We start from the raw sequence: 8766 nt of genomic DNA, 5'->3' as shown, positions 1-8766 counted from the left end.
CGCTCACTGCGACTAGGGGATTTTGATGTGCTTATTGGAATAAATCTTTTGCGCGAGGGGCTGGATTTACCAGAAGTTAGCCTAATAGCCATAATGGATGCGGATAAAGAAGGATTCTTACGTAGTGAAACAAGCCTTATTACTGCAGTCTTGTAGCAAAATGATACAAATCAAAAGAACCTTTATTTTATTGAACTTATACTCGCATTTGTCTATAAATCTTAAATGTCTTGTATAGCAAAGACAAATTACATTTCAAGGAGAAAAAATGTTTCGATTTGCCATATCTGTGGGAAATTTTGTTGCCAAACTATGGTATGTGCTAAGCCTTATTGCTGTTGTAACTGCTGGCATAGTCACGATGTTTAGCGGTGGGTTTGGTGTGCTTGGTGGTTTGGGGATTATTGTTGCTGGATTCTTGTTAGTCACCTTAGCATTTTATCTGCTTTTTGTCTTCATTGATATTCGCCAACAGCTCGTTGATCTCAATGCCAAGCTTGACAAGACAGAAAATAAGAGAAATTTCTAAAAACATTTACAATCCACTTTTATGTGGATTGTATTGTAAAAGTTAGTGGGCTACTGCTTCACTCACACCAATACCACTCTGGGCACGGAAGTCTTGAGCTTCAAAGCCACTTTTATCAATCTCTGCGCGTTTAGAGCTATCAAACTTCGAGATAATAAAAATCGCTAGAAATGTCAAAGGTATTGTAAAAATTGCCGGATGATCATAGGGGAAAATTGCAGATTCAAAGCCAAAACTTTTCACCCAAATACTTGGACTTAACACCACGAGTGTTAGCACTACAACAAGCCCTATAAGCCCACCCCAGAATGCACCTTTAGTTGTAAGATTTTTCCAATAGATTGAAAGAAGTAAAATAGGGAAATTCACACTTGCCGCAATCGCAAACGCTAGCCCCACCATAAAGGCGATATTTTGCTTTTCAAATAAGAATCCTAGCGCGATAGCCAAAATCCCCAAGAATATAGTCGCACCCTTAGTTACTCTCATTTCAAGCTTAGGGTCACATTTGCCATCTTTACAGACATTTACAAACAAGTCGTGGCTAATAGCCCCAGCACCAGAAATTGCAAGTCCAGAGACAACAGCTAAAATCGTAGCAAACGCCACAGCAGAGATAAAACCTAAAAAGACATCACCCCCTAGCACTTCTGCTAGGCTAATTGCCACCATATTTGCCACACCACTATATGAGCCATCGGGATTTATAAATTCAGGATTCCCATACAAAAGAGCGATAGCCCCAAAGCCTATGATAAAAGTAAGGATATAAAAATATCCAATAAGCCCTGTAGCATAAAACACAGATTTTCTTGCTTCCTTGGCATCTTTTACCGTGAAAAAACGCATTAAAATATGTGGCAATCCTGCTGTCCCAAACATCAAAGCAAGTCCGAGCGAAAGAGCAGAAATCGTATCTGGCAAAAATGCACCCGGCGACATAATCGCTTCACCTTTTGGGTGATGAGAAATAGCTTGAGAAAAATAATAAGCAAGATCAAACTTTGTCAAATATAGCACCATAATAGCCATAAAACTCGCGCCTGCTAAAAGCAAAATCGCCTTAATGATTTGCACCCAAGTTGTAGCGTGCATTCCACCAAAGACAACATAACAAATCATCAAGAGTCCCACAAGAATAACAGCCACACCATAGGGTAACCCAAAAAGCACCTGTATAAGCTGCCCTGCTCCAACCATTTGCGCAATAAGATAAAATACAATCACACTTAATGCTGAAATGGCAGAAATAACGCGGATTGGCTTTGCCTGAAGACGATAGGCGGTTATATCAGCAAAAGTAAATTTTCCAAGATTGCGGAACTTTTCAGCAATTAAAAAAAGGATAATAGGCCACCCTACCAAAAAGCCAATAGAGTAAATAAGCCCATCAAATCCATTTGTAAAAACCAAAGCCGTAATACCTAAAAAACTCGCCGCACTCATATAATCCCCAGCAATGGCAATACCATTTTGCACACCCGTAACATTCCCACCCGCAGTATAAAATCCGCTTGCTGATTGACTTTTTTTATTAGACAAATAAGTAATAAATAATGTTGCTAATACAAAGGCTAGAAACATACCGATAGCGACAGGATTTACATCTGCCTTTGCGCCACCAGTATCAAAGGCTGCACCAAATGCTAGGCTACTACATAGAGTCAAACTTAATCCTATGGCTAGAAATTTCATATTTTTCATTCCACATCTCCTTTTGCTTTACTAGATTCTGCAAAATTTTTATAGTCAATCTCGCCGTTTTGAAGTGGCTTTATCACATCGTTTTCTTCTAATTCGCGCAGAATCTCATCTTGGTCTTTGTCAAAATAAGAATTTGCCAAAAAAGTATAAAGTCCTGTAGTCACAATGGAAAGCACAATCAAAAAAATCCCTATGAGAATCCCAAGCGTAACCGAGCTAGGTCCCAAACGATAGCCCAGCACTTCTGGGAACAGCCCCACACTAAGTACAAAAATGTAGTAACACACCAAAACCACAAGTGAAAGAACTAGTGAAATTTTGTTCCTAAAGCTGACAAACTGCCTAAAATTCGATAAGGCTTTTTGCTGATTTTCTGTAAGCTTCATCACACTCTCCTTTGTGTAAAATTTTCCTGTTACTATCCATAATAATACTAAAAAGTAACATATAATTCTATACTACAACAAATATTTTTTAATAAACTGCTATGCAGGAAAAATAATTATAAAAATGGTAAAATAGTAACAATTATAAAAATAAATGTGTAGAATTGTCGCTTATAGAGTATCTATGCTAATTTGCATGACAAGCAAATTAGATAAATAATCGCTAGTTTAATTCCAGCTAGGGTGTAGGCTTTTAAGCTCCGTAGAGAATCTTTTAAAGCATATCTAGCACAGCTTGCGCGTGCCCTTTAGCCTTGACATTATAGAGTGCGTGCAAAATCTTGCCATTTTGAATAATAAAGGTTGAGCGGATAATCCCCATCACTTCCCTGCCATACATCATTTTTTTTCCATAAGCGCCATAAGCACTCGCTATTACCTTATCCTTGTCACTTAGGAGGATATGCTTTAGATTCTGCTTAGTGATGAAACCTTGATGGCACTTAGGGGAATCTGGACTAATGCCTATCACAAGCGCATTTTTAGCAAAAAATTGTGGCAACAGTTGGCTAAAATCTTGCGCCTCTATCGTGCAACCGGGCGTGTTGTCTTTAGGATAGAAGTAAAGGATAATAGTCTTTTGCGGAAAATCTTTAAGAGAAATCTCCACACCTTGGGCATTAGGGAGACAAAAATCTGGAGCTATATCATTTGCTTGAAGCTGCATTGGAGATCCTTGTTGTTGAGTGAGAAATTGTAATAAATCTTAGCTTAAAACATCAACTTCTTGCGCACCATTATAGAGGGCAATATAGCGCGTGATAAACTGATCTCTAGCGTTGAAATAGGGATTTTTCCGTGGGCTCGAGTGTGGCTTTGGATTTTGTGTGCTGGAATCTTGCGCATAAGATTCTGTGAAAACATACAATGCCTGAGCAGCTGCCATCTTCTCCACCTCACTCATACCATCACTTGCACGCAAAAATACTTGATACTCTTTATCACTCATTTTTTCCAAAATCTCTAGTCCAAATGTCTCTCTAGCGCGGGGCGTATGTTGCTGGGTAGATTCTAGTGCTTTACTTGAGTCTTTAAGGTTTTGTGTAGCTTTTACAGAGGCTTTGGTTTGTATATCTCGCGTACTGTCTTTTTCACTGGAAGTGTTGTCTAAATCTCTTGTGGCGTGCAAAAGAGATGACAAAGAAGTAGCAGAAAGTCCATAATCAATACGCACGCTTTAACTCCCAACAGCCTATAATGCATAACCCCTAAGCAAAAATCAATCCAAACTAAAGCACTTCGCTTCGCTAACCTATACAAATTACACAGGAGGCAAAATATAAAGCGGCTCACAAGGCAGGCAGAATCGCTCTTTTGGCAATATATTAGGAGCGTGGAATGCCGAACGTGGCGGTGGATTCTCACATAAAGTGTGTGTGATATGTGCTTTCGCACTTGCTAGATTGCTAGCAAGGGTATTTGGAGCTTTCTCATAGGGAATTTGGTCGCAGTTTCGCAATGTGAAATACTTCTTCCCAAAAGCTGGGATATGGGAATCTAAACAAAGCGAAAAGCTATCTGTAGCATAAAGTGGGATCGCGCCCACAATCGCCCAACTTTGTAAAAAAATATGCACAAGCTTAAGTGCGCTCAAATTTCCCGGACCGCTCACATAGTAGATTGCTTGCACACGCACACTAGATTCTAGTAGGTATTGATACATTAGTGCTAATGCACGAGAAGGCTTATCATCAATGCTAAAAGACTCTAGCAGTTTATCATCATCATAAAGCGCGTAATACAGAGGAGAGTTGATACATACGACTAGGAGATTGCAGGTGCGCATTAACTAATTGCCACAGCTTTTTCAAACTCTAGCACCTTTTGACTCTCGCGAGCTGTAACAATCTCATATACCCCCTCTTCGTGCAAAAGCTTTTGTGTGAGTAAGGAGTTAAGCTTATGGCTCCCGGCAAAGGAGATATAGCTCCCCAACAAAGGTATGCCTAAAATCGCCATATCGCCAATCGCATCTAGAATCTTATGTCGCACAAACTCCTCTGGATAGCGCAAGCCCTCTTTATTCATAATGCCTGATTCATCAAGCACGATACAATTATTAAGATTCCCACCTTTAGCTAGCCCAATGGAGCGCAAGTAATTCACTTCTTGCAAAAATCCAAATGTCCTAGATTTGGCAATTTCATCGATATAGGCAGTCTTAGAAAAGGTAAATGTATAATGCTGCTCTTTGATGGCAGGGTGTGCAAAATCTATGGAGAAGTCAAAGATCGTCTTTTGGCTTGGCTCTAAGCGCACAAACTTATCACCATCACGCACTTCTATAGGCTTTTTTATCTCAATAAGCTTACGTGGCGTATCAAACTCCACAATGCCTGCCTCATCAAGTAGCAAGCAGTGCGCTATGGAGCTACCATCCATTATGGGGATTTCTTCGTTGTTTATACTAATTTTTAGATTATCAATCCCATAGGCATAGACTGCAGACATCAAATGCTCAATAGTAGAGACCTTCGCCCCATCTTTCCCAATGACTGTTGCCATTGTGGTGTCAATGATAGATTCTGGGACAAGCGGAATACTCACCCCCAAATCACTGCGGTAAAATACAATCCCACTATTAGCCTCTAAAGGCTCTAAAACAAGTGTAACGGGCACACCCTTGTGCAAACCTATGCCCGTTAGTTCAACTCTTTGTTTAATTGTTCTTTGTTTCATAGAATCTCCTTTACCGCTATTGTATCGCTATTTTTGATAATGATTTTTAAATGATTGTTGGCATTGATTTTAGCGACAATAGGCTCTGGTAAGATAACATTGCAAAAGACGATATGCCCAGAAGTGAGATTACGCAAGATGAAAAACTCCCCATCTACACATAGCACCCCAGCACAATCCCCAAAGACAACAAGACTATGTCTAGCATAAATACGCGCTCCGTGCGCTATATCACCTAAAATCACAGCGTGATCTTCTAGTGTGATTTCCTCCCCGCTACGCACCTTATGGATAAGTGTGCAAGCTTGCTTGCTACTTGTCTGAGAAGTTCGTCTCTCCTGCTTGCCCAATATAGAATCTAGAGCTTGCATAGATTCTATATTGGGCCTGCTAGGCAAAGTGCCAGTAGCATATAAAAGTCCAAAAGAGTGGCATAACTCTTGCAGGTCTGCATCAATAGGTGTAGGAAAGTGCAAGAGAAAGCTCCGTAGTAAAATAGCGTTTTTCTCAACAAAGCTACGCCACTCTTTGCTATCTCCACTCTCAAAACTTAAGATTTGTGCGCGATGTTGTCGTGTTTTCATCTAATTAGATTTTACATTAATAAGCGATTTGGCTTGCGCTAAAATATCTGTAATATTATACTTGATCCACCTAGAATCTAGCCACTCCACATTACGCACATTAAGTCCTTGCACTAGCATACCAAAGTGCAAGTGATCGCCAAACGCCCAACCACTCTCACCTGTAAGCCCAGCTATATCCCCAGCAAACACTTCTTGCTCATTACTCACAAAAAAGTCCTGCAAATGCGCATACAAGCTCGCTACGCCAAATCCGTGGTTGATCATAATCGTATTGCCATAGACACCAAGCTTTTGCTCCAAAATTACACGCCCCTCATTGGCAATTATAATTTTGTCGTTTTTCACGCTTGCCACATCAAGTCCTAGATGGAGTGATTGACTTGTTTTATCCTGCGCATTGATATAAGTGCGCTTATCACCAAAGCGACCCACAACGCTATATCCTTTAATGGGGACAAATGGACTCCACTCAACAGGAAAACTTGTAGATTTTGCATCGTGCAAACAGGCTTTGATCGCACTTTGAGAGATGATTTTCTCATCTTTCAAACGCACTTGCTCATTGATATAAACAAACTTTTCAAAATCATCATTTAACTCATCGAGCCTAGGCTCATAGCGGATCGCTTTTATCTCGCTAATTAGACTATCCATCTTCTCGCGTAAAAATTGCTCCTGCAATTTAAGCGTAGATGATTGGTAGCGCGGAGAAGTGTCCTTGATGAATGGGATTGTGATGCTCTTAGCATTTAAAGCTGTGTCAGAAACTTGGATTCTACCGCTAAAATTTTGATTGGTTAGTGGCCAAGCGAGAATAACAGCATAATAGCCCTGTGTAACAAATGGAAAAGGCGTGAAAGTATCCTTGCCATTAGTGATTGTAATGTCCTTAATATCCACGCTTTCAACATGAAACACCACAAGCGCGCTCCCACCATAACTAATCCTTGGTGAGTGTGCTAGAATCGTAATCACAGGTTGCTTTGTATTGATCGTAAAGTCTAAGTGCTTAACCAATGTCTCACCGCTAAAAAAATTTGCATTACTCCAATCTGTGATAGCGACTTCATAGCGTAGCTTTGTGCTATCTGGTAGCTCTATTTCTGGCTTTGGTAGCCAAATCCTAAGTTTTTGTGGGTGGTTTGTAACAACCTCTTCGTGCTCTAGCACCACAAGCCCATCACCTGTGGTCGCCCTAATTTTATAGGATTTGATCTTGCTCTCACTCTCTACTTCAAGAGAGATCCTGCGCTCTGGATTCCACGCAGATGTATCATCGATAGGAATTTGCTCCGTGGGACTTAAATGCAAAAATGTCTGCACAGCAATAGGCGTGCTTTTAAACCAATCAAGCGTATAGAGAAAATACCCAAAAAGCCCAAGGGTTATGACAACTAGAATCCGCAAAAGTCCGCCCATCAAATCACCTCTCTAGGATCAGCGATTTCACCCACGATGGCAGAATACGCCACCACAGCGGCATTTGCTAAATACACTTGCGAAGTTCTAGAGCCCATACGCCCAATGAAGTTACGATTAGTTGTGGAGATGCATCGCTCATTATCCCCCAAAATCCCCATATATCCGCCAAGACACGCGCCACAAGTGGGATTAGAGATAAGCGCACCAGAATCTAGTAGCGTATCAATATAGCCTAGCTCTTGGGCTTGGCGGTAGATTTTCTGTGTGCCGGGCGTGATGATAAGCCGCACATCTGGGTGGATCTTCTTGCCCTTTAGAATCTGGGAGGCGATTTTAAGATCACCTAGGCGACCATTAGTGCAGCTACCAATAAACGCCTGATCAATGTGCAAATGCTCGCTGCTTGCATGGGAAATAGGCTTGCCATTACTCGGGAGAAATGGGTAGGCGACAAGCGGCTCTAGGGCTGATACATCAATATGTAGGCGTTTTGCGTACTGCGCATTTGAGTCACTTTGATAGTAGCGCGCCTCTGCTCGCAAAGTACCATTTGCCATCTCTACTTCTGCAAGATAGGCTTTGGTGATAGAATCTGGAGCGATAATGCCATTTTTCGCGCCCGCTTCTATCGCCATATTACAGAGCGAAAAGCGATCATCCATACCGATAGATTCTATCGCGCTACCGCAAAATTCTAGACTTTTATACAGTGCACCATCAACGCCGATTTGCCGTATCACTTCTAAAATCAAATCTTTCCCATACACACCTTTAGGTAACGCACCTTCAAAAACAACCTGTATAGATTCTGGGACCTTAAACCAATTTTTACCCGTAATCATCGCATAGGCTAAATCTGTACTACCCATACCCGTGCTAAATGCCCCTAATGCACCGTGTGTGCAGGTATGAGAATCTGCCCCGATAATCACATCACCACTTAACACTAAACCCTTTTCTGGTAAAAGCGCGTGCTCAATCCCCATATCTCGCTCATCAAAAAAATACTTAAGCTTGTGCTTTTTGGCAAAGTCTCGGCTAATGCGTGCCTGATTAGCCGAAGCAATATCCTTAGCCGGGATAAAATGATCCATAACAATGCAAAAATTATCCACTTTTGCAAGCTTGCTTGCCCCACTTCTCTCAAATGCCTTGATAGAAAGTGGCGTGGTGATATCATTGCCAATGACCATATCAATGGGAGATTCTACAATTTGCCCCGCATTTACTTCTCTGCCACAATGCTCTGAAAAGATTTTTTCTACTAATGTCTGCCCCATAAATACTCCCTACACCACACAGCAATATGCGCAAGATAAAGCGCGTATTATACATTACTTTGCCGACATTTCCGCGTGTTTTTGGAAATTTCGTTATAATGAGAATTTTTTAGGAGCGC

General features: G+C 41.1%; 10 protein-coding genes and 1 pseudogene. 2 read left to right on the top strand and 9 right to left on the bottom strand.

The features are described from left to right. Positions 1-141: pseudogene (locus IKB69_RS08975) on the top strand (helicase-related protein); the annotation flags it as partial. Between the two features lie 127 nt (positions 142-268). Further along, positions 269-529 carry a hypothetical protein gene (locus IKB69_RS08970; protein WP_290948509.1) on the top strand — a complete coding sequence of 87 codons (261 nt, stop codon included), beginning with the start codon at positions 269-271 and terminating at the stop codon, positions 527-529. Between the two features lie 42 nt (positions 530-571). Here the strand turns inward: IKB69_RS08970 and IKB69_RS08965 are convergent, their stop codons facing one another. The 9 genes from IKB69_RS08965 to IKB69_RS08925 all read right to left on the bottom strand — a co-directional run bounded on the left by IKB69_RS08965 (position 572) and on the right by IKB69_RS08925 (position 8647). Continuing rightward, on the bottom strand, positions 572-2233 hold the full coding sequence (locus IKB69_RS08965; protein WP_290948507.1) for a cation acetate symporter: 1662 nt from the start codon (positions 2231-2233) through the stop codon (positions 572-574). Then, entirely contained in the window at positions 2230-2619 is a 390-nt protein-coding gene (locus IKB69_RS08960) for a DUF485 domain-containing protein (RefSeq protein WP_290948505.1), read from the bottom strand. Before IKB69_RS08960 ends, IKB69_RS08965 begins: the two co-directional genes overlap by 4 nt. A gap of 274 nt (positions 2620-2893) precedes the next feature. Beyond that, positions 2894-3346 (bottom strand): peroxiredoxin, encoded by a 453-nt coding sequence (locus IKB69_RS08955; RefSeq protein WP_290948503.1) that lies wholly within the window; start codon positions 3344-3346, stop codon positions 2894-2896. A 39-nt stretch (positions 3347-3385) separates the two neighbouring features. Beyond that, positions 3386-3853, bottom strand: a complete 468-nt coding sequence (locus IKB69_RS08950) for a hypothetical protein (RefSeq protein ID WP_290948501.1) — start codon at positions 3851-3853, stop codon at positions 3386-3388. 87 nt (positions 3854-3940) lie between these two features. Next, positions 3941-4465: a hypothetical protein gene (locus IKB69_RS08945; protein WP_290948499.1), complete on the bottom strand. Its 525-nt coding sequence runs from the start codon at positions 4463-4465 to the stop codon at positions 3941-3943. After that, the gene (gene lpxC, locus IKB69_RS08940) at positions 4465-5358 is read right to left on the bottom strand and encodes a UDP-3-O-acyl-N-acetylglucosamine deacetylase (RefSeq protein ID WP_290948497.1); all 894 of its coding nucleotides are present in this window, start codon (positions 5356-5358) and stop codon (positions 4465-4467) included. Before lpxC ends, IKB69_RS08945 begins: the two co-directional genes overlap by 1 nt. Beyond that, a complete protein-coding gene (locus IKB69_RS08935; RefSeq protein WP_290948495.1) occupies positions 5355-5942 on the bottom strand; it encodes a septum site-determining protein MinC in 588 nt (195 codons plus the stop codon). Before IKB69_RS08935 ends, lpxC begins: the two co-directional genes overlap by 4 nt. Beyond that, on the bottom strand, positions 5943-7364 hold the full coding sequence (locus IKB69_RS08930; RefSeq protein WP_290948493.1) for a M23 family metallopeptidase: 1422 nt from the start codon (positions 7362-7364) through the stop codon (positions 5943-5945). Continuing rightward, complete coding sequence (locus IKB69_RS08925; protein ID WP_290948491.1) at positions 7364-8647, bottom strand: 3-isopropylmalate dehydratase large subunit; 1284 nt, start codon at positions 8645-8647, stop codon at positions 7364-7366. Before IKB69_RS08925 ends, IKB69_RS08930 begins: the two co-directional genes overlap by 1 nt. Positions 8648-8766 lie beyond the last annotated feature (119 nt).

The organism is Helicobacter sp., from assembly GCF_017502485.1.
Classification (GTDB): domain Bacteria; phylum Campylobacterota; class Campylobacteria; order Campylobacterales; family Helicobacteraceae; genus Helicobacter_B.
The sequence above is the reverse complement of the archived record's forward strand: the minus strand, read 5'-3'. Positions and strand labels throughout refer to the sequence as shown.